Source organism: Alsobacter sp. (genome assembly GCF_059501845.1).
Map to the genome: position 1 here is coordinate 789825 of NZ_JCACDK010000018.1, position 18366 is coordinate 808190.

The window sequence follows — 18366 nt, forward strand, 5'->3', positions numbered from 1 at the left end:
GGACATCCGCGCGGGAGAGTTTGATCAGATGATCGGTATGGTCCTCGTGACCCACGGGCGGCTCGCCATCGAGTTCCGGGCCGCCATGGAACACGTCGTGGGTCCGCAGGCGCAGGTCGAAACCATCACCATCGGCCCCGACGACGACATGGACCAGCGTCGCAGGGACATCGTCGATGCCGTGACGAAGGTGGACACCGGCGATGGCGTCGTGATCCTCACCGACATGTTCGGCGGCACACCCTCGAATCTCGCCATCTCCGTGATGAACGGCGGGAGGACCGAGGTCGTGGCCGGCATCAATCTCCCCATGCTCATCAAGCTCTGCTCCGTGCGCGGCGAGCACGACCTCGACAAGGTCGTCATCCAGGCGCAGGAGGCGGGCCGGAAGTACATCAACGTCGCGAGCCGGGTGCTCGCCGGCAAATGAGCGGCATCGTGGACGAAACCTGTCCGCCGGCACCCATCCCCGAGGGTGCGCTGGTGCGCGAGCTCCGCATCGTCAACAAGAAGGGCCTGCATGCCCGCGCCACTGCCAAGTTCGTGCAGTGCGCCGAGAATTTCACCTCGGCGATCCAGGTCACCCGCTGCGGCGAGACCGTCGGCGGCACCTCGATCATGGGGATCCTGACGCTCGGCGCGGGCATCGGCACGACGATCACGGTGACCGCCGTGGGCGAGGATGCGCCGGAGGCGCTCGACGCGCTCCAGGCTCTTGTCGAGAGCCGCTTCGGCGAGGACGAGTGACCGCCCCCCGCCCCGGCTCGCCGGTCGGCATCACCATGGGCGACGCGGCCGGAATCGGCCCGGAGATCATCGCCAAGCTCTTCGCAGCCGGCCTTTCCGCCCCCGCCGTCGTGCTGGGCGACGTGGGCGCGATGCGCCGCGCCCTCCCCCTCGCCGGCGGTTCCTGGTCCGTCGCTGAGGTGTCCTCGCCAGAGGAGGCCGCCTCCGTCCCGGCGGGGACGATTCCCGTGCTGCCGGCGAGCGCGCTGCCGGACGACCTGCCGCTCGGCGTGATCGACGGGCGCGCCGGCAGGGCCGCGCACGACGCGATCGTGGCCGCCGTCGACCTCGCCATGGCGGGCAGGCTGCGGGCCGTCGTCACGGCGCCGATCCACAAGGAAGCTTTGAAGGCCGGCGGCATCGGCCATCCCGGCCATACCGAGATCCTGGCCGAGCGCTCCGGCACGAACGAGTTCGCGATGATGCTGGCGAGCCGCGAGCTTCGCGTGCTGCTGGTCAGCATCCACGTCTCCCTGCGGGAAGCCATCGCGCTGGTGACGCCGGAGGCCGAGGACCGCGCCATCCGCCTCGCGGCCCTGGCCTGCCGCGGCTTTGGCATCGCCCGTCCGCGCATCGCGGTGGCCGGCCTCAACCCGCACGCCGGGGAGGGCGGGCTGTTCGGCCGCGAGGAGATCGACATCATCGCCCCCGCCGTGGCGCGCGCCCGGGCAGCCGGTTTCGACGCGAGTGGGCCGTGGCCGCCGGACACCGTCTTCATGCGCGCCCGGAGCGGCGAGTTCGACGTCGTCGTCGCGCAGTACCACGATCAGGGCCTGATCCCGGTGAAGTATCTCGGCCTCGACGAGGGTGTGAACGTCACCGTCGGGTTGCCCTTCGTGCGCACCTCCGTCGACCACGGCACGGCCTTCGACATCGCCGGAAAGGGCGTCGCCGACCCGGCCAGCCTGCGTGTCGCCTTCGACACGGCGCTGGCCATGACCGGAGTGAGCTAGTCCCTCAGTCCGGCCGCTTCTACAGCCGTCATCCCGGGCGCGCCGCATCGCTGCGCTCCGGCCGGGACGAAAGGCGGCGGAGTGCGGTGGTCTCCCCCGTCCTGACACCGCGGCCGCCAGCGCCTATATGAGCGCCCAGAGATACCTTGGAGCTTTCCCATGAGCGCGCCCGCGGCGACGGACAATCCGCTTCTCCAGACCTGGGACACGCCCTTCGGCCTGCCGCCCTTCGGCCGCATCCGCCCGGAGCATTTCGGCCCCGCTTTCGAGGCCGCCTTTGCGGCGCACCGGGCCGAGATCGACGCCATCGGGGCCGATCCCGCGCCGCCCAGCTTCGCCAACACCGTCGATGCGCTGGAGCGTTCGGGCGAGCTCCTGGAGAAGGTCGGCGGCACGTTCTGGAACCTGACCGGCGCCAACACCAACCCCGAGTTGCAGGCGGTCGAGCGCGAGATCTCGCCGAAGGCCGCGAAGCACTACGCCGACATCGGCATGCACGAGGCGCTGTTCCGCCGCATCGACGATCTCGCCGGCCGTGCCGCGTCGCTCGGCCTCACCGATGAGCAGGCCCGGGTGCTCGAACTCACCCACAAGCGCTTCGTGCGCGCCGGCGCCCGCCTGACGGGAGCCGACCGCGACCGCATGGCCGAGATCATGCAACGCCTCGCCGTGCTCGGGACACAGTTCAGCCAGAACGTGCTGGCCGACGAGGCGTCGTGGCAGCTGGTGCTGGAGGGCGAGGGTGATCTCGCCGGCCTTCCCGGCTGGCTGCGCGACGCCGCGGCCCGCGCCGCTGCCGACCGCGGCCTCGCCGGCAAGCACGTCATCACCCTCTCGCGCTCCTCCATCGAGCCCTTCCTGCAGTTCTCGGCCAACCGCGCCCGCCGCGAGGAGGCGTTCGCCGCCTGGACGCGCCGCGGCGAGAATGGCGGCGGAACCGACAACCGCGCCGTCGCCGGCGAGATGCTGGCGCTTCGGGCGGAGCGGGCGAAGCTTCTCGGCTTCCCCAACTTCGCCGCCTACAAGCTCGACACGTCGATGGCGAAGACGCCCGATGGCGTCCGCGGCCTGCTCGACCGCGTCTGGCCGCTCGCCCGAGCCCAGGCCGAGGAGGAGCACCGGGCCCTGGAGGCGCTGGCGCGCGAGGAGGGCTCCAACGAGCCCGTCGCGGCGCATGACTGGCGCTACTGGTCGGCGAAGCTGCGGATGAAGCTGCACGATCTCGACGAGGCCGCGCTGAAGCCCTATTTCCAGCTCGACCGCATGATCGAGGCGTCCTTCGACACGGCGACACGGCTGTTCGGCGTCACCTTCGAGGAGAAGACCGGCCTCGACCTCTACCACCCCGACGTGCGCGCCTGGGAGGTGAAGGACCGCGACGGACGCCATGTCGCCCTGTTCCTCGGCGACTATTTCGGTCGCCCGTCGAAGCGCAGCGGTGCCTGGATGAGCAGCTATCGCGGCCAGCAGCGCCTGCGCGGCGACGTCCGTCCCATCGTCGTCAACGTCATGAACTTCGCGCAGGCCGAACCGGGCAAGCCCTCTCTGCTCAGCCTCGACGATGCCCGCACGCTGTTCCACGAATTCGGCCACGGCCTGCATGGCATGCTGTCTGACGTGACCTATCCCTCGATCGCCGGCACCTCCGTGCCGCGCGACTTCGTCGAGTTCCCCTCCCAGCTCTACGAGCACTGGCTGATGAGCCCGCAGGTGCTGCGGCGCTATGCGGTTCACGCGGAAACCGGCGAGCCCCTGCCCGAGGCGGTGCTGGAGCGCGTGCTGGCGGCGCGCAACTTCAACCAGGGCTTCGCCACGGTTGAATATGTCAGCTCGGCCATGGTCGACCTCGACTTCCACGTGCTGGAGGATGCCGGCTCGGTCGACATCGGCGGTTTCGAGCGCGACGTCCTGGCCAAGCTCGGCATGCCCCAGGCCATGGTGATGCGCCACCGCCCGCCGCATTTCACCCACGTCTTCTCCGGCGACGGCTACTCGGCGGGCTACTACTCCTACCTCTGGTCGGAGGTGCTGGACGCCGACGGCTTCTCGGCCTTCGAGGAGACGGGCGACGTTTTCGACCCCGGCCTCGCCGCGCGGCTGAAGGAGCACGTCTATTCCGCCGGCTCGAAGCGCGACCCGGCCGAGGCGTACCGCGCCTTCCGCGGCCGCGACCCGGATCCCTCGGCCTTGCTGAGGAAGCGCGGCTTCCTTGCGGAGAACCCCACGCCGGCGGCGTGACAGCTCTTCGCCGCCGGACCTTGAACCGCCCGGCGGGTTGGCGATGATCGGCGGCGGCCTGCCGGCCGCTTCCGCATGCATCGAGGATCCGCCATGCCCACCGTCCTGCTCTACGGCGACAGCAACACCTTCGGCATGCCGCCGATGAAGGAACCCGTGTGGGACCGGCACTCGCCGTCCGAGCGCTGGCCCGGCGTGGCACGCGCCGCGCTCGGCGCCAGCTGGACGCTGATCGACGAGGCGCTTCCCGGCCGCACCACGCTGCGCGATGACCCGATCGAGGGCCATCACAAGAATGGCCGGACCGTGCTGCCCGCCATCCTGGAAAGCCACTGGCCGCTCGACGGCTTCGTCCTGATGCTGGGCACGAACGACCTCAAGGCCCGCTTCGGCGCCACTCCTTCGGACATCGCGGCGAGCTGCGACCTGCTGCTCACCGATGCCGTGGAGACGCTGACCGGCATCGGCGGCCCCGCGCCGAAGCTGATGCTGATCTGCCCGCCGCCGATCCTGCTCGCCGGCTTCCTCGGCGACATGTTCGCCGGCGGCGTGGAGAAGTCGAAGGCCCTGCCGCCCCTCTACGAAGCCGTCGCCCGCAGGCACGGCGCGGCCTTCCTCGACGCCGGCAAGGTGATCACGTCGAGCGCGCTAGACGGCATCCACTTCGACGCCGGCGAGCACGCCAAGCTCGGCAAGGCCGCAGCGGAGACGCTGAAGCAGCTGTTCGGCTGAGACGAGCGACGCACGACATCGTCATTGCGAGCGAAGCGAAGCAACCCAGGGCCTGTTCGCCATTCCGGCACCCGCGACCGGGCTGCTTCGTCGCTGCGCTTTTCGCAATGACGGTCGAGGAGCTCAGCCCGCCAGGCGCTCCTTCACGGCCGACCACGCCATCTCCGCCGCGACGCCTACGCGCCAGAGGGCGTGCATCGGCATGGGGCGGATGGGCGTGACCGGCAGATCGAGCGCTTCGGCCGGGGCAGCCGCCGCGCGGCGCGCCAGCATGCGGCCGACGGCGGTGGCCATGGCGACGCCCCGGCCATTGTAGCCGAGCGCGATGGTCAGCCCGGGCTCGGGCTCGTGCAGATGGGGCAGTTCGTCGGGCGTGACGGCGACCTGGCCGTTCCAGCAATGCGTCCAGCGGACGCCGGCGAGCGCCGGGAACAGCTCGCGGGCATGGCGCACCAGCACGGTGAAGTCGGCCGGCGCATGCGTGTCGTGCATCGCGCTGCGGCCGCCCATCAAGAAGCGGCCCGCCTCGTCGACGCGGTAGTAGATGTAGCGGGCCGAAATCTCGTAGAGCGACGCCCGCGAGGGCATGATCGCGGCGGCGAGGTCCGGCGGCAGCGGCTCGGTCGCGGTGATGCCGCTGTAGACCGGCACGATCGACTGCGCCAGCCCGGGCACGAGCGGCCCGGTATAGCCGTTGGTGCCGACGACGACCCGCCCGGCGCGCACCGTGCCGCGCGGCGTCTCCAGCACCCAGCCCTGCCCGTCCCTGCGCAGTGCCTGCACGGGCGAACCCCCGCACACGCGGGCTCCCGCCCGGCGCGCCGCCGCCGCGAGCCCGCGAGCATAGGAGAGCGGATTGAGGTTGCCGCCGCGCCTGTCCAGCATGACGCCCCGGTAGTGCGCGGTGCCCGTGAGGCGCCGGCTCTCCGCGGCGTCCAGCCAGGCCACGTCGGCGCCGCGGGCAGCCCATTGCCGCACCGTCTCGCGCACCTTCTTCTCCGCCGCGGCGGTGGGTGCGGCGCGGATCGTCCCGGTCTTCACGGCATGGCACGCGATGCCGAGCCGTTCGCACAGCGCGAAGACGAGCCCGGGCGCCTCGTGCCCGAGCCGCACCATGCGCCCGCCGAGATCGGCCCCGAAGTGCTCCTCCAGGGTATCAGGCTCGTGCTTGAGGCCGGGATTGACCTGGCCTCCGTTGCGGCCCGACGCGCCCCATCCCGGCTCGTGCGCCTCCAGCACGATGCAGGACACGCCCTGCTCGGCCAGATGCAGCGCGGTCGACAGGCCGGTGAAGCCGCCGCCGACGATGGCGACCTCCGTGGAGGCGTCCCCCGCTAGGGCGTCCAGCGGTTCGGCGGGGACGGCCGTGTCGGCATAGAGCGAGGGCGGGAGTGGTGCGGTCTGGAACAAACTCGGGGCCATGTGCGTCATGTCCGTCGAACAGGAGGACGGCGGAAACGGTGCCGTGCGCCACCGCACGCCGTTCCCGGCCTTTCGGGAGCATGGTCAGGTCAACGGCGCCGCATCGAGGGTGCCGGGGGAGAGCGAGATGAACGAGCAGGGTTTCACGATGGGTCGGGTCAACTGGCGCAACGCCGAGACCGTCCTCACCTCCGTGTTCGGCGCCGTCGGCGTCCTGGCAATGGCTCTCGCCGTGGCGCGCGCCTTCATCTGACGGCCGGGCCGCGTCAGCAGTTCGTGCAGATGCTGCGCACGTCGAGCATGCCCTTGTCGCGGTTCGACATCTTCTCGTCCGCCGACGTTCCGGGCTTGCTCGCCAGGGTCGACTGAACGGAAATCGTCTGCGCCTTCGGCGCCGGCTTGCGATGGTGCTTCTTCTTCGACGCCGCGTCGGCGTCCGCCGCTCCGGCCGCCAGCATGGCGAGGCCGGCCAGAACGAGCATCATGGTGCGCATGGAACTTCCCCTTCTCCGGCTGGGAGCTTAGCGCCGCCTTCGCGGCGGGCAAGCGGCGTCGTGCCGCGCACACGAAAAGGGCGGCCCTGCGGCCGCCCTTCGAATGTCCGTGCCGGCTCCAGCCGACGAGGGGCTCAGCGCCGCGACTTGTCGGCCGCGTCGCGAATCGCGTCCTTCGCGCCGCCCACGGCGTTCTGGGCCTTGCCTTCCATCTTGTCGGCCTTGCCTTCGGCCTGCAACTTCGTGTCGCCGGTGATCTTGCCGGCCGCGTCCTTCACGGAGCCCTTGATGTTCTTCGCGGCGCCTTCGATGCGATCCTTGTCCATGGCCTGCCTCCTTCGGGTTGGGGCACGGGCAACGGCCCGCCATCCCTTTTGTTCCGGCTGGTGAGGTCTCCATGCGCATCGTCTTCCTCGACCGCGCCAGCATCCCCCCGCACATCACGCTGCGCCGGCCCCGATTTCCGCACGACTGGGTCGAGCACGACCGCACGGCGCCGGAGGACACGGCCGCCCGCGCCGCCGGGGCCGATATCCTGATCGTGAACAAGGTGCGCGTCGGCGCCGATGCCATGGACGCGGCTCCCGGCCTCAGGCTCATCGCGGTGGCGGCGACTGGCACGGACTGCGTCGACCTCGCCGCGGCTGCGGCCCGCGGCGTCGCGGTCACCAACATTCGCGATTACGCCCGCGCCACCGTGCCCGAGCACACCTTCGCGCTGATCCTGTCGCTGCGGCGCTCGCTCGCCGCCTACCGGGAATCCGTGCTGGCCGGGCGCTGGCAGGAAAGCGGGCAGTTCTGCTTCTTCGACCACCCGATCGACGATCTCGCCGGCAGCACCCTGGGGCTCGTCGGCCAGGGCGCGCTGGGCTCGTCCGTCCGCCGCATCGCCGAGGCCTTCGGCATGCGCGTGCTGGTGGCCGGCCGCAAGGGCGACGACACGCCCCCGCCCGGCCGCACCCCCTTCGCGCAGGTGCTGGCGGAGAGCGACGTCGTCACCCTGCACTGCCCCCTGACGCCGCAGACGCGCGGCCTCGTCGGCCGGGCGGAATTCGCGCTGATGGCGCGCCGGCCCCTGCTGATCAACACCGCCCGCGGAGGCCTCGTCGACGAGGACGCCCTCGTCGAGGCGCTGGACTCCGGCCGGATCGCCGGCGCCGGCTTCGACGTCGCCACGCAGGAACCGCCGCCGCCCGGCCACCCGCTGATGCGCCTCGCGGGCCGCCCCAACGTCCTCGTCACCCCGCACGTCGCCTGGGCCAGCCGCCAGGCCATCCAGGGCCTCGCCGACCAGCTCATCGACACCATCGAAGCCTTCGCCGCCGGCACGCCCCGGAACCTCGTGGGCGGCTAGCGGAAGAGACGCGGGGAACCCCTCTCCCGATTCGGGAGAGGGGCAGGGGTGAGGGAGGGGGACGGCTCCGGTCACGCAGGATCGGAACACCCCAGCGCGGCCCGGATGCGGTCCAGCACGCGGGACAGGTTCTCCTCGACCTCGACGCTCGTGAATCGCAGGACCGCGAAGCCCATGGCCTCGATCTCCGCCGTCCGGCGTGCGTCGTACTCCTCGCGGCCGCGGTGCGCCGCCCCGTCGATCTCGATGACGAGGCGCGCGGCGAGGCAGGCGAAGTCGGCCACGTAAGGACCGAGCGGAACCTGCCTTCGCATCTTTGCGCCGCCCAGCCGGCGGGCCCGAAGCTCGCGCCAGAGTGCTTCCTCGGCGGGGGTCGAGAGGCGGCGCAGCTTGCGGGCAAAGTCGCGCTGTTCGGACGTCATCGGAACAGGGTCGCCGCGCGGGTCCGATCCGTCCAGCGAGCGCAGGTTGCGGGAGGGCCGGGTGCGAACTCGCTGCGCGGTAGTCCCTCACCCCTGCCCCTCTCCCAACTGGGAGAGGGGTTCCCCGCGCCGTCCGGAATGCGCGAGGCGCCAAGCTCCCCCGCCATGAAGCGCACGCGCCTCCCCTCTCCCGATTCGGGAGAGCGGCAGGGGTGAGGGAGGGGACGGTCGTGGTTAGGCTGAAGAGGTCAGGCTTCAGCCTGCCCCCGACCCCCGCGCCTCCGGCAGCGGGGCGCGGCTGCTCGGGCATCGCTCGCCGGTGCCGTGGCGCCGCTCGGGCGGCCTCAGTGGATCTCCGGCTCCGGGATCGGCGCCGTGCCCTCGAGGAAGTCGTAGTCGCAGCCCTGGTCGGCCTGGGTGACGTGCTCGGCGTGCAGGCGCACGTAGCCGCGCAGTTCGGGGCGCTTGCGGGGCGTGTAGGCGGCAAGACGAGCGGCGAGCTCGGCGTCGGTCAGCTCGACGCGGATGGAGCGGGCCTCGACGTCGATGCTGATCAGGTCGCCCGTGCGCACCGCCGCCAGCGGGCCGCCGACGAAGGATTCGGGGGCGACGTGCAGGATGCAGGCGCCATAGCTGGTGCCGGACATGCGCGCGTCGGAAATGCGCACCATGTCGCGCACGCCCTGCTTCAGGAGAACCTTGGGGATGGGCAGCATGCCCCATTCCGGCATGCCGGGGGCGCCGACGGGGCCGGCATTGCGCAGCACCATGACGTGGTCGGGCGTCACCTCCAGCGTCTCGTCGTTCACCGCCCCCATCATGGCATCGTAGTCGTCGAAGACGAGCGCCGGGCCGGTGTGCCTGAGCAGGCGGGGGTCGGCGGCCGTGGGCTTCATCACGCAGCCATTGGGGGCGAGGTTGCCCCGGAGCACCGCGAGCCCGCCCGCGGCGGCCACGGGATTGTCGAGCGGCCGGATGACGTCGTCGTTCCACACCCTGGCATCGCGATAGTTCTCGGCCACGGTCTTGCCGGTGACGGTGATCTCGCGCGTATCGAGATGGGGCATCAGGGTGCGGAAGAAGGCCCTGAACCCGCCCGCATAGTGGAAATCCTCCATCAGGAAGGCGCCGGAAGGCCTGAGGTTGGCGATGACGCCGCAGACATGTGAAAGGCGCTCGAAATCGTCGAGCGTCACCTGGATGCCCGCCCGGCGCGCCATGGCGACGATGTGGATGATGCCGTTGGTGGAACCGGCCATCGCCATCAGCGCCACGATGGCGTTGTGGAAGGCGCCTTTGGTGAGGATCCGCGACGGCCGAAGATCCTCCCACACCATTTCGACGATGCGAACGCCGGTCTCGGTCGCCATGCGCGAATGGCCGCTGTCGGCGGCCGGGATCGAGCCGGCCCCGGGCAGCGTCAGGCCCAGCGCCTCGACGATGCCCGCCATGGTCGATGCGGTGCCCATCGTCATGCAGGTGCCGAAGGAGCGGGCGATGCCGCTCTCCATCTCGCGCCACTCCGCCTCGGAGATGGTGCCGGCCTCCTTCTCCGCCCAGTACTTCCAGACGTCGGAGCCGGACCCCAGCTGCTTGCCACCCCAGTTGCCGCGCAGCATCGGCCCGGCCGGGCAGAAGATAAAGGGCAGGCCCATGCTGGTGGCGCCCATGACGAGGCCGGGCGGGGTCTTGTCGCATCCGCCGAGCAGCACGGCGCCGTCGACCGGGTGCGAACGCAGGAGCTCCTCCGTCTCCATGGCGAGCAGGTTGCGGTAGAGCATGGTGGTGGGCTTGACCATGCTCTCGGAGAGCGAGAGGGCGGGGAGTTCTATGGGAAAGCCGCCCGCCTGCCAGATGCCCCGCTTCACCTCCTCGGCCCGGGTGCGCAGATGGGTGTGGCAGGGGTTGATGTCGCTCCAGGTGTTGACGATGCCGATGACCGGCTTGCCCATGAAGTCTTCGTAGCGGTAGCCCATCTGCAGGGTGCGCGAGCGGTGGCCGAAGCTTCTGAGGTCCGTGGCGCCGAACCAGCGATGGCTGCGCAGGGTCTCGGGGGTCTTCTTGCGGTCGGCCATGATCCTGCTGCTCCTCGTGCCGCGCCTTTCTTCGCGGCCCTGGGCGGGCCGGCGCTTCACCCGACGATAGCAGAAGGGCGCCGGGCCGCATCCCCGGCGGAGGGCGATCCCGCGCCGACAAAAAAACCGCTCCGGACGGTGCCGGAGCGGTCGTGGGCGGCGGTCGGCGTTGGCCGGAGCGGGGGAGGGGCCGCCCTATTCCGCCGCCACAGTCCGCATGGGATTGTTGGGGTGCGTCGTCCAGTTGGCGTAGCCCGGCCGGATCGGCTCTGCGGTGCGCGGATCCGTGCCGGAGGTCATCTGCACCATCTCGATGCAGTTCTGGACGGGGCAGACCTCGACGCAGAGGTTGCAGCCCACGCACTCCTCGTCCTTGACGACGAACTTGCGCTGGCCGTCGACCATCGCCGTGATCGCCTGGTGCGAGGTGTCCTCGCAGGCGATGTGGCAGCGCCCGCATTTGATGCAGAGATCCTGGTCGATGTGCGCCTTGGTGACGTAGTTGAGGTTCAGGTACTGCCAGTCCGTGACGTTGGGCACGGCGCGGCCGCGGAAATCCTCGATCGTCTGGTAGCCCTTCTCGTCCATCCAGCCGGACAGGCCGGCGATCATCTCCTGCACGATCTTGAAGCCGTAGGTCATCGCCGCCGTGCAGACCTGCACCGTGCCGGCGCTCATGGCGATGAACTCGGCCGCGTCACGCCAGGTCGTGATGCCGCCGATGGCGGAGATCGGCATGCCGCGTGTCTGCGCGTCCCGGGCGATCTCGGCCACCATGTTGAGCGCGATCGGCTTCACCGCCGGGCCGCAATAGCCGCCATGCGAGCCCTTGCCGTCGATGGAGGGATTCGGCGAGAAGCTGTCGAGATCGACCGACACGATCGAGCTCACCGTGTTGATCAGCGACACGGCGTCGGCCCCGCCCTTGTGGGCGGCACGGGCGGGGTAGCGGATGTCGGTGATGTTGGGCGTCAGCTTCACGATGACCGGCATGCGCGAGTACTGCTTGCACCAGCGCGTCACCATCTCGATGTATTCGGGGACCTGGCCGACGGCCGAGCCCATGCCGCGCTCCGACATGCCGTGCGGGCAGCCGAAATTCAGCTCGATGCCGTCGCATCCGGTCTCCTCGACGAGGGGCAGGATCGACTTCCAGGCCTGCTCCTCGCAGGGCACCATGATGGACGCCACCACCGCCCTGTCGGGCCAGGCCATCTTCACCGTCTTGATCTCGCGGAGGTTCACCTCCAGCGGCCGGTCGGTGATCAGCTCGATGTTGTTGAAGCCGAGCAGCCGCCGGTCGGCGCCGTGGATGGCGCCGTAGCGCGGCCCGTTGACGTTGACGACGGGCGGGCCCGCCTCGCCCAGCGTCTTCCACACCACGCCGCCCCAGCCGGCGCGGAAGGCGCGGGTGACGTTGACCTCCCGGTCCGTCGGCGGTGCCGAGGCGAGCCAGAACGGGTTCGGCGACTTGATGCCGAGGAAGTCGGTCCGAAGGTCTGCCATGTCGTCCTCCCCTCCCGCTCAGGCGGCCATCGCGCCGCGCAGGGCGCGGTCGATGGCGATGGCGGCCTGCTTGCCGTCCTCGACGGCGCTGACCGTGAGATCCTGTCCCCCCGCGACGCAGTCGCCGCCGGCCCAGACGCCCGGCAGGCTGGTGCGCCGCTCGGCGTCGACAACGATCTTGCCACCCTCCAGGCGCAGCACGTCGGCGCCGCCGAAGGCGGAGGGCACCAGCGTCTGGCCGATGGCGGTGAGCACCATGTCGGCGGGAATGGTGAAGGTCTCGCCCGTGCCGACGACCCTGCCGCCCTGCTCGGCCGAGCGCTCGAAGCTGACCCCGACGACCTTGCCGCCGTCGCCCAGCAGCCCGGTGGGCATGGCCCAGCTGCGGATGACGACGCCGCTGGTCTGCGCGAGCTGGCGTTCGTAGAGCGAGGCCTTCATGGCGTCCTCGCCGCGGCGGTAGGCGATCGTCACCTCCTCGGCGCCGAGGCGCCTGGCCTGCACGGCCGCGTCGACGGCCGTCATGCCGCCGCCGATGACGACGACGCGCCGGCCGACCGGCACCTGCCCGTAGTCCTTCGCCTGGCGCAGGCGGGCGATCCAGTCGACCGCGTCCACCACGCCGTCCAGCGCGTCCTCGCCGGGCGATCCGAGCTTGTTGACGCCGGCGAGGCCGATGCCGAGGAACACGGCGTCATAGTCGCGCCGCAGCGCGGCGAGGTCGTCGGCGCCTTCCAGCGCGCGGCCCGTCACCACATCGATGTTGCCGACCCCCAGGACGAACTCGACCTCGCGCTGGGCGAAGTCCTCCGGCGTCTTGTAGGCGGCGATGCCGTACTCGTTGAGCCCGCCGAGCTTGTCGCGGCCGTCGAACACCGTCACCGCGTGGCCCAGCAGCGCAAGGCGGTGCGCGCAGGACAGGCCGGCCGGTCCGCCGCCGACGACGGCGACCTTCTTCCCGGTGGACGGGCCCGCGGCATAGGGCTGGCGGCCTTCCTCCAGCAGCACGTCCGTGGCATGGCGCTGCAGCAGGCCGATCTTGACCGGCTTGCCCTCGGCAGCCTCCCGCACGCAGGCCTCCTCGCACAGCGTCTCGGTCGGGCAGACGCGTGCGCACATGCCGCCGAAGATGTTGCTGTCGAGGATCGTCTTGGCCGCTCCAACCGGGCTGCCGGTCGAGATCTGGCGAATGAAGAGCGGAATGTCGATGGCGGTGGGGCAGGCGGTCTGGCAGGGCGCGTCGTAGCAGAAATAGCACCGGTCCGCCTCGACCCTCGCTTCGTGCGCGTCGAGCGGCGGATGCAGGTCGGTGAAGCCGGCGGCATACTCGGCCGTACTCAGGCGTCCTGCGGCAATACCCGGCGTGGTCCGACTGGCGCTCATGGTTCCCCTCCACTCGCCCGGGGGCAAAGCCGCCCGACTAAATCCTGACCGTTTGGTCAAGACTGTGACGGGAGCGGGGGCCTGTCAAGGGATGTCGGCTTGCCCCGAGGCCGGCCTGCGTACGATCTCGATCAAACGGGTGAGTGATATTGCGTAATCGATCATAATCACACCATAGTCCGGTGCGATTACAGCCTGAGCGTGTGGAACTTACGAACTGCATCCGCGTTGTGCGGCGGGAATACACGGCCTCAATCCGGAGATGTGTGATTTCGCACATCAGCCGGTGTGGTTTCCGGCCACGGTCGTGGCATTCGTCGAAATATCTAATCGATCATTGCCCCAGGAGGCGTTCATGTGCGACGAGTATCGGGAAGCTATTGATACCATTACCATTGCTGGTCTTCTGAAGGCCGTTCAGGTGCTCCATGCAAGGGCAACCGCCCAGCCGGAACTCTCGCCGCGGCTCCTCGAGAAGGAAGTTCTGCAGGCGATCAAGCAGATCGATGCCGACGAATTCGAGTACGACATCCAGGCCGAGGGCCTGCGGGAAGCACTCCAGCTCGTCTCTTCCGTCTTCCGTTACACCCACGCCCAACGCGCCGTCGGCGTTGACGAGACGCCGTTCCCGGGCTGACCACCCGCCGCATGTCCCAATAGCGTGAACCTGGATCGCACTTCGGCCCTGTAAAAGGGAGTGGCGGGACTTCTGCCCCGCCACTCCGGTCGTCGCCTGCGGCCGAAGTATCAGCCGAAGAGACGGAGCACGGCCTGGTCGGCCTGGTTCGACAGCGACAGGGCTGTCTGTGACAGCTGCTGCCGGGTCTGCAGGGACAGCAGGTTCGCCGCTTCCTCGTTCGAGTCGGCGTTGGTCAGGTTGTCGGAGCCGGTCTTCAGCGTGCTGATCAGGCTTTTCGAGAAGTCCTGCCGGTTCTGAATGATCGACTGGCTGTTCGAGAAGTCGGACTGGTAGCTGCGCACCGTGGCCTGCGCCGTCTTGATCGAGGTGACGGCACCGGTGAAGTCCGCCAGCGTCGATGCGGTCAGCGAGAGTGCTGCGACACTGAAGCCGTCCGACGACACGGCCTTGGACGAGACGGTCTGGAACGAGGTGCCCGCCTCGTTGAAGTTGACGGTGAGGTCGTTGCCCCCCGCCAGCAGGTTCGTGCCGTTGAAGCCCGAGTCCGTGGCAGTCTGGTCGATGGACGTCCGCAGATCGTTGAACTGCTGGGCATAGCTGTTCAACTGCGACTGGGTGAGACCGCCGCTCTGGGTGCTCTGCACCGTAGCGCCGATCAGGGCAGTGAGGGCAGCAGCGCCGCTGGAGGACACCGTGAAGGTGCTTCCCACGGTCGGTGCCGCGTTCAACACCAGGGCTCCATTCTGGAGCGAGGCCGAGTACTGGCCGCCTGTCTGCGAGTTGATCTGACCGATGACATCGCTGACCGTCTTGGTCGCTCCCGCGGCCCCGAGGTCGATCGTCGTCACCGCTCCGGTCGTGTCGTTGGTGAAGGTGAGGGTGTCACTGTTCGCGAAGCCGGCAACATCCGTTCCGACCAGCGTCGTGACCGTTCCCGTGAGCGCGTTCTTCGCACCGGCAGCGTCGGCCTTGACCTTGTCGACCAGGCCGCTGAGTGACTGGAGCGTCTTGTAGACCGTGTCCAGGCCCTTGCTGGCGGCCTGGATCGTGCTGATGCCGTTGCTCAGCCCGTCGAGAACGCCGGTCAGCTGTGTGGCGCGGTCGCTGAGACCCTGGGCCTGGAAGAAGCTGGACGGATTGTCGAGGGCGGAGTTGACCTTCTTTCCGGTCGCGAGACGGCCCTGGGTGAGGGTCATCAGGTCCGATGTCTGCTGCAGCGCGAGCAGGTTGGAACGGACGCGAGCGGAAATCGTGATGTCGGCCATGGTAGTCATCCTTCTGGTTGTCATAAGCCCGTACTGGGCTCGCAAAAGTGGTGACACGCCAAAGCTTGTCGTGATCTTAAAAGCACGTCCCAAAAGACGTGCATGATCGTTCATGCAACCTTCGGATGGCTGAACCTGGGCCGGTCGCCTTTTGGGACGACAAAGAAAAAGCGTTTATGGGCAGTGGGTTAGGGCGGCTGCTCGACTGCATCGGGGCGCTGGGCGTTGCCGGGTCGGCCTTCTCGCGGCATCCCTAACGGATGGTGACCAATCCAGTTGGCCGCCACGCTGCTGACACACGCGATGGTTGAGTCTAGATCGACGACTCGAGTCTTGGTACCTGTAGCCGATCGACCCAGGAGATGCGTTCCATGCGCCGTGCCCTTGTTCTGCTCGCCCTCTTCCCGCTCGCGGCCTGCGTCAGCGCGCCTCCGCCTCCTCCGCGGGAGTACGGCGAGATCCCGGCCAACAAGGTGTGGGCCCGCAAGGACGGACAGATGATGTCGAGCAACCCTGCGCTTCTCGCCCAGGGCAAGACGGACCTCGCGACCTGCCGCAAGGAGTCCGAAACGGACCAGCCCAACCGCCTTGACCTCACAAACTTCAAGGGGTGCATGGACGGCAAGGGCTACTATCTGATCGACCGGCAAGCCTGAACGTCCGCCCACGGCGTACGCAAACGGCTCATCCGGTATCGACCGGACTGGCGGTGCCCTGATGCAGCGTCATAGTGTTGCAGCGCCGGCCGAATTGCGCCGGCCCTCCCGTGGAGTTCAGCCGTGAGCAAGTCGCATCCTTCCGGCCGTCCCCGTTCCGGCGCGAAGCGCGGCGTCTCGAGTTATGTGCGCTGGCCGCGCGACGGCTTCATCAACCCGCGTCTCGAGAAGCGTGACGAACTGGCCGGCGGCTTCGGCTTCCGCATGCCGGATTCCCGCCACGACCACCTGCACCACGTGGCGCTCGCCCGGGGCAAGGACGACGCCCAGCGCTGACGGGAACGCCTCGCCCTACGCGGCCAGGATGCCACGCAGGATCGTGCCGACCACCTGCCGCTTGGCGGTCTCGAACTGTTCGTCGGTCAGCGGCCCGCCATTCAGCACCTCGATCTGGCGCGCGAAGTCGGCATAGTGCTGGGTCGACGCCCAGATCATGTAGAACAGGTAGGCCGGCTCGACCGGCGCGATCTTGCCCTCGGAAATCCAGCGCCGCACGATGGCGCCGCGCGAGCGCAGCCAGTCCTTCAGTGTCGTGTCGAGGTGATCGGCGATGGCCGGAGCGCCGCGCATGATCTCGCTGGCGAAGATGCGAGATCCCTCCGGCATGCTGCGCGACAGGTCCATCTTCGCCTCGATGTAGCGCTTCAGCGCCTCGGCCGGCTCGCCGGTGCCGTCCAGCGATGCCGCCGCGGCCAGCCAGGTCTCCAGGACCCGCGCCATCACCGCCCGGTAGAGGTCCGCCTTGCTCGGAAAGTAGTAGTGCACATTGGCCTTGGGCAGGCCGGCCCGCTCGGCGATTGCCGCCGTCGTCGCGCCCTTGAAGCCGAGCTCCGCGAACACCGAGGTTGCGGCCTCGAGAATGGCGCGCTCGTTCTCCTCGCGCACATGGGTGCGCTGCCTCGCCCCGCTCAATGCGTCGCCCCCGTCGCGTCCTGCGCTCGTCCCCGTGTCACCCCCGGAGGGCGGCCCGGAACGAATTGACCAAATGGTCAGGCGCATACTAGCCTCGCTTCGCCGGGGGGCAAGACGCGGGAGCGCGCCTTCGGCGGCGGCCGGTGGCAGCGACCTTGCATCGCCCGCTGGCGCCGGACACCGGGGATCGGCGAGGGGATAGCGATGGCGGAGCGGGGGAATGTGCGCGTCGACGGCGCACGCCTGTGGGACAGCCTCATGGAGATGGCGAAGATCGGCGCCACTCCCAAGGGCGGCTGCAAGCGGCTGACCCTTACCGACCTCGACAAGGAGGGCCGCGAGCTCTTCACCCGCTGGTGCCAGGCCGCCGGCTGCACCGTGAAGGTGGACCGCATGGGCAACATGTTCGCCCGCCGTCCGGGCATGGACGACAGCCTGCCGCCCGTGATGATGGGCAGCCACCTCGACACCCAGCCCACCGGGGGCAAGTTCGACGGCGTGCTCGGAGTCCTCGGCGCGCTGGAGGTGGTCCGCTCGCTCAACGACATGAACATCCGCACGAAGCACCCGATCGAGGTCGCCAACTGGACCAACGAGGAGGGTTCGCGCTTCGCGCCGGCCATGGTGTCCTCCGGCGTCTTCGCCGGGGTCTACACCGAGGAGCACGCCTATTCCCGGCTCGACCAGGACGGCAAGTCGCTGGGCGACGAGCTGAAGCGCATCGGCTTCCAGGGTCCGGAGCCCGTCGGCGGCCGGCCCATCCATGCCTTCTTCGAGCTGCACATCGAGCAGGGCCCGATCCTCGAGGACGAGTCGATCGATATCGGCGTCGTGACGCACGGGCAGGGCCAGCGCTGGTACGAGATCAACCTGACGGGCTTCGAAAGCCATGCCGGCTCCACGCCGATGCCGGTCCGCAAGGATGCGCTGCTCGGCGCGGCGCGGATCGTCGACCTCGTCAACCGCATCGGCCTCGCCCATGCCCCGCTCGCCGTCGCGACCGTGGGCATGATCAACTCCTATCCGAACTCCCGGAACGTGATTCCCGGCAGCGTCTTCATGACGGTCGATTTCCGCCACCCCTCGGACGACACGCTGAACGCGATGGACGGGGCGCTGCGCGAAGGGGTCGACGCCATCTGCGCGGCCATCGGGTTGACGCAGGAGACCAAGCAGATCTTCAACTACGCCCCCGTTCCGTTCGACCAGGGCTGCGTCTCGGCGGTCCGCAACGCGGCCGAGAAGCTCGGCTACACGCATCGCGACATCGTCTCGGGCGCCGGCCACGACGCCTGCTACATCGCCGGCGTGGCACCGACCTCGATGATTTTCACGCCCTGCGTCGACGGCGTCAGTCACAACGAGGCCGAGGACATCAAGCCGGAATGGGCAACCGCCGGCGCCAACGTGCTGCTGCACGCGGTGCTCGAGAAGGCCGTCATCGTCCCCTGACGGGGCCGCGCCACCA

At 69.3% G+C, this 18366-nt stretch carries 20 protein-coding genes; 11 read left to right on the forward strand and 9 right to left on the reverse strand.

Annotated elements, in window-relative coordinates:
* Positions 1-28 precede the first annotated feature (28 nt).
* From AC5JCN_RS18585 to AC5JCN_RS18605, 5 genes are all read left to right on the forward strand, one after another.
* Positions 29-430: a PTS sugar transporter subunit IIA gene (locus tag AC5JCN_RS18585; protein WP_495756576.1), complete on the forward strand. Its 402-nt coding sequence runs from the start codon at positions 29-31 to the stop codon at positions 428-430.
* Positions 427-747, forward strand: coding sequence for an HPr family phosphocarrier protein (locus AC5JCN_RS18590; protein ID WP_495756577.1), 321 nt, complete (start codon positions 427-429; stop codon positions 745-747). The genes AC5JCN_RS18585 and AC5JCN_RS18590 overlap by 4 nt, the downstream gene beginning before the upstream one ends.
* 35 nt (positions 748-782) lie before the next feature.
* On the forward strand, positions 783-1739 hold the full coding sequence (pdxA, locus tag AC5JCN_RS18595; RefSeq protein WP_495757677.1) for a 4-hydroxythreonine-4-phosphate dehydrogenase PdxA: 957 nt from the start codon (positions 783-785) through the stop codon (positions 1737-1739).
* Positions 1740-1898: 159 nt separating this feature from the next.
* A complete protein-coding gene (locus AC5JCN_RS18600; protein WP_495756578.1) occupies positions 1899-3977 on the forward strand; it encodes a M3 family metallopeptidase in 2079 nt (692 codons plus the stop codon).
* Positions 3978-4070: 93 nt separating this feature from the next.
* Entirely contained in the window at positions 4071-4709 is a 639-nt protein-coding gene (locus tag AC5JCN_RS18605; protein WP_495756579.1) for an SGNH/GDSL hydrolase family protein, read from the forward strand.
* A 123-nt stretch (positions 4710-4832) separates the two neighbouring features.
* Here the strand turns inward: AC5JCN_RS18605 and AC5JCN_RS18610 are convergent, their stop codons facing one another.
* The gene (locus tag AC5JCN_RS18610; RefSeq protein WP_495756580.1) at positions 4833-6131 is read right to left on the reverse strand and encodes an NAD(P)/FAD-dependent oxidoreductase; all 1299 of its coding nucleotides are present in this window, start codon (positions 6129-6131) and stop codon (positions 4833-4835) included.
* A gap of 7 nt (positions 6132-6138) precedes the next feature.
* Here AC5JCN_RS18610 and AC5JCN_RS18615 point away from each other — a divergent pair, with 7 nt between their 5' ends.
* A complete protein-coding gene (locus AC5JCN_RS18615) occupies positions 6139-6384 on the forward strand; it encodes a hypothetical protein (RefSeq protein WP_495756581.1) in 246 nt (81 codons plus the stop codon).
* Between the two features lie 13 nt (positions 6385-6397).
* Here AC5JCN_RS18615 and AC5JCN_RS18620 read toward each other — a convergent pair whose 3' ends face one another.
* Positions 6398-6625, reverse strand: a complete 228-nt coding sequence (locus AC5JCN_RS18620) for a hypothetical protein (RefSeq protein WP_495756582.1) — start codon at positions 6623-6625, stop codon at positions 6398-6400.
* Positions 6626-6759: 134 nt separating this feature from the next.
* A complete protein-coding gene (locus AC5JCN_RS18625) occupies positions 6760-6951 on the reverse strand; it encodes a CsbD family protein (protein ID WP_495756583.1) in 192 nt (63 codons plus the stop codon).
* 71 nt (positions 6952-7022) lie between these two features.
* Here AC5JCN_RS18625 and AC5JCN_RS18630 point away from each other — a divergent pair, with 71 nt between their 5' ends.
* Positions 7023-7979: a D-2-hydroxyacid dehydrogenase gene (locus tag AC5JCN_RS18630; protein ID WP_495756584.1), complete on the forward strand. Its 957-nt coding sequence runs from the start codon at positions 7023-7025 to the stop codon at positions 7977-7979.
* A 71-nt stretch (positions 7980-8050) separates the two neighbouring features.
* Here the strand turns inward: AC5JCN_RS18630 and AC5JCN_RS18635 are convergent, their stop codons facing one another.
* The 4 genes from AC5JCN_RS18635 to AC5JCN_RS18650 form a co-directional block, all read right to left on the reverse strand.
* Complete coding sequence (locus AC5JCN_RS18635) at positions 8051-8401, reverse strand: endonuclease domain-containing protein (protein WP_495756585.1); 351 nt, start codon at positions 8399-8401, stop codon at positions 8051-8053.
* Between the two features lie 344 nt (positions 8402-8745).
* A complete protein-coding gene (araD, locus tag AC5JCN_RS18640; RefSeq protein WP_495756586.1) occupies positions 8746-10476 on the reverse strand; it encodes an L-arabinonate dehydratase in 1731 nt (576 codons plus the stop codon).
* A 195-nt stretch (positions 10477-10671) separates the two neighbouring features.
* The gene (preA, locus tag AC5JCN_RS18645; RefSeq protein WP_495756587.1) at positions 10672-11982 is read right to left on the reverse strand and encodes an NAD-dependent dihydropyrimidine dehydrogenase subunit PreA; all 1311 of its coding nucleotides are present in this window, start codon (positions 11980-11982) and stop codon (positions 10672-10674) included.
* A gap of 18 nt (positions 11983-12000) precedes the next feature.
* On the reverse strand, positions 12001-13365 hold the full coding sequence (locus AC5JCN_RS18650; RefSeq protein ID WP_495756588.1) for an NAD(P)-dependent oxidoreductase: 1365 nt from the start codon (positions 13363-13365) through the stop codon (positions 12001-12003).
* Positions 13366-13720: 355 nt separating this feature from the next.
* Between AC5JCN_RS18650 and AC5JCN_RS18655 the strand changes: the two genes are divergently transcribed.
* On the forward strand, positions 13721-14002 hold the full coding sequence (locus AC5JCN_RS18655) for a hypothetical protein (protein ID WP_495756589.1): 282 nt from the start codon (positions 13721-13723) through the stop codon (positions 14000-14002).
* 110 nt (positions 14003-14112) lie between these two features.
* On the opposite strand, the gene AC5JCN_RS18660 is transcribed toward AC5JCN_RS18655, so the two are convergent.
* The gene (locus tag AC5JCN_RS18660; RefSeq protein ID WP_495756590.1) at positions 14113-15270 is read right to left on the reverse strand and encodes a flagellin N-terminal helical domain-containing protein; all 1158 of its coding nucleotides are present in this window, start codon (positions 15268-15270) and stop codon (positions 14113-14115) included.
* Between the two features lie 371 nt (positions 15271-15641).
* On the opposite strand from AC5JCN_RS18660, the gene AC5JCN_RS18665 reads away from it, so the two are divergent.
* Positions 15642-15926 (forward strand): hypothetical protein, encoded by a 285-nt coding sequence (locus AC5JCN_RS18665; RefSeq protein ID WP_495756591.1) that lies wholly within the window; start codon positions 15642-15644, stop codon positions 15924-15926.
* Between the two features lie 123 nt (positions 15927-16049).
* A complete protein-coding gene (locus AC5JCN_RS18670; protein WP_495756592.1) occupies positions 16050-16262 on the forward strand; it encodes a hypothetical protein in 213 nt (70 codons plus the stop codon).
* 15 nt (positions 16263-16277) lie between these two features.
* Here the strand turns inward: AC5JCN_RS18670 and AC5JCN_RS18675 are convergent, their stop codons facing one another.
* Positions 16278-16898, reverse strand: coding sequence for a TetR family transcriptional regulator C-terminal domain-containing protein (locus AC5JCN_RS18675; protein ID WP_495756593.1), 621 nt, complete (start codon positions 16896-16898; stop codon positions 16278-16280).
* Positions 16899-17102: 204 nt separating this feature from the next.
* On the opposite strand from AC5JCN_RS18675, the gene AC5JCN_RS18680 reads away from it, so the two are divergent.
* On the forward strand, positions 17103-18350 hold the full coding sequence (locus AC5JCN_RS18680) for a Zn-dependent hydrolase (RefSeq protein ID WP_495756594.1): 1248 nt from the start codon (positions 17103-17105) through the stop codon (positions 18348-18350).
* Positions 18351-18366: the final 16 nt, after the last annotated feature.

What these genes read in the sequence shown, in the direction of transcription:
- AC5JCN_RS18585 (WP_495756576.1), top strand. Translation starts at nt 29, where the DNA reads ATGATCGGTATGGTCCTCGTGACCCACGGGCGGCTCGCCATCGAGTTC.
- AC5JCN_RS18590 (WP_495756577.1), top strand. Translation starts at nt 427, where the DNA reads ATGAGCGGCATCGTGGACGAAACCTGTCCGCCGGCACCCATCCCCGAG.
- pdxA (WP_495757677.1), top strand. Translation starts at nt 783, where the DNA reads ATGGGCGACGCGGCCGGAATCGGCCCGGAGATCATCGCCAAGCTCTTC.
- AC5JCN_RS18600 (WP_495756578.1), top strand. Translation starts at nt 1,899, where the DNA reads ATGAGCGCGCCCGCGGCGACGGACAATCCGCTTCTCCAGACCTGGGAC.
- AC5JCN_RS18605 (WP_495756579.1), top strand. Translation starts at nt 4,071, where the DNA reads ATGCCCACCGTCCTGCTCTACGGCGACAGCAACACCTTCGGCATGCCG.
- AC5JCN_RS18610 (WP_495756580.1), bottom strand. Translation starts at nt 6,131, where the DNA reads ATGGCCCCGAGTTTGTTCCAGACCGCACCACTCCCGCCCTCGCTCTAT.
- AC5JCN_RS18615 (WP_495756581.1), top strand. Translation starts at nt 6,139, where the DNA reads ATGTCCGTCGAACAGGAGGACGGCGGAAACGGTGCCGTGCGCCACCGC.
- AC5JCN_RS18620 (WP_495756582.1), bottom strand. Translation starts at nt 6,625, where the DNA reads ATGCGCACCATGATGCTCGTTCTGGCCGGCCTCGCCATGCTGGCGGCC.
- AC5JCN_RS18625 (WP_495756583.1), bottom strand. Translation starts at nt 6,951, where the DNA reads ATGGACAAGGATCGCATCGAAGGCGCCGCGAAGAACATCAAGGGCTCC.
- AC5JCN_RS18630 (WP_495756584.1), top strand. Translation starts at nt 7,023, where the DNA reads ATGCGCATCGTCTTCCTCGACCGCGCCAGCATCCCCCCGCACATCACG.
- AC5JCN_RS18635 (WP_495756585.1), bottom strand. Translation starts at nt 8,401, where the DNA reads ATGACGTCCGAACAGCGCGACTTTGCCCGCAAGCTGCGCCGCCTCTCG.
- araD (WP_495756586.1), bottom strand. Translation starts at nt 10,476, where the DNA reads ATGGCCGACCGCAAGAAGACCCCCGAGACCCTGCGCAGCCATCGCTGG.
- preA (WP_495756587.1), bottom strand. Translation starts at nt 11,982, where the DNA reads ATGGCAGACCTTCGGACCGACTTCCTCGGCATCAAGTCGCCGAACCCG.
- AC5JCN_RS18650 (WP_495756588.1), bottom strand. Translation starts at nt 13,365, where the DNA reads ATGAGCGCCAGTCGGACCACGCCGGGTATTGCCGCAGGACGCCTGAGT.
- AC5JCN_RS18655 (WP_495756589.1), top strand. Translation starts at nt 13,721, where the DNA reads ATGTGCGACGAGTATCGGGAAGCTATTGATACCATTACCATTGCTGGT.
- AC5JCN_RS18660 (WP_495756590.1), bottom strand. Translation starts at nt 15,270, where the DNA reads ATGGCCGACATCACGATTTCCGCTCGCGTCCGTTCCAACCTGCTCGCG.
- AC5JCN_RS18665 (WP_495756591.1), top strand. Translation starts at nt 15,642, where the DNA reads ATGCGCCGTGCCCTTGTTCTGCTCGCCCTCTTCCCGCTCGCGGCCTGC.
- AC5JCN_RS18680 (WP_495756594.1), top strand. Translation starts at nt 17,103, where the DNA reads ATGGCGGAGCGGGGGAATGTGCGCGTCGACGGCGCACGCCTGTGGGAC.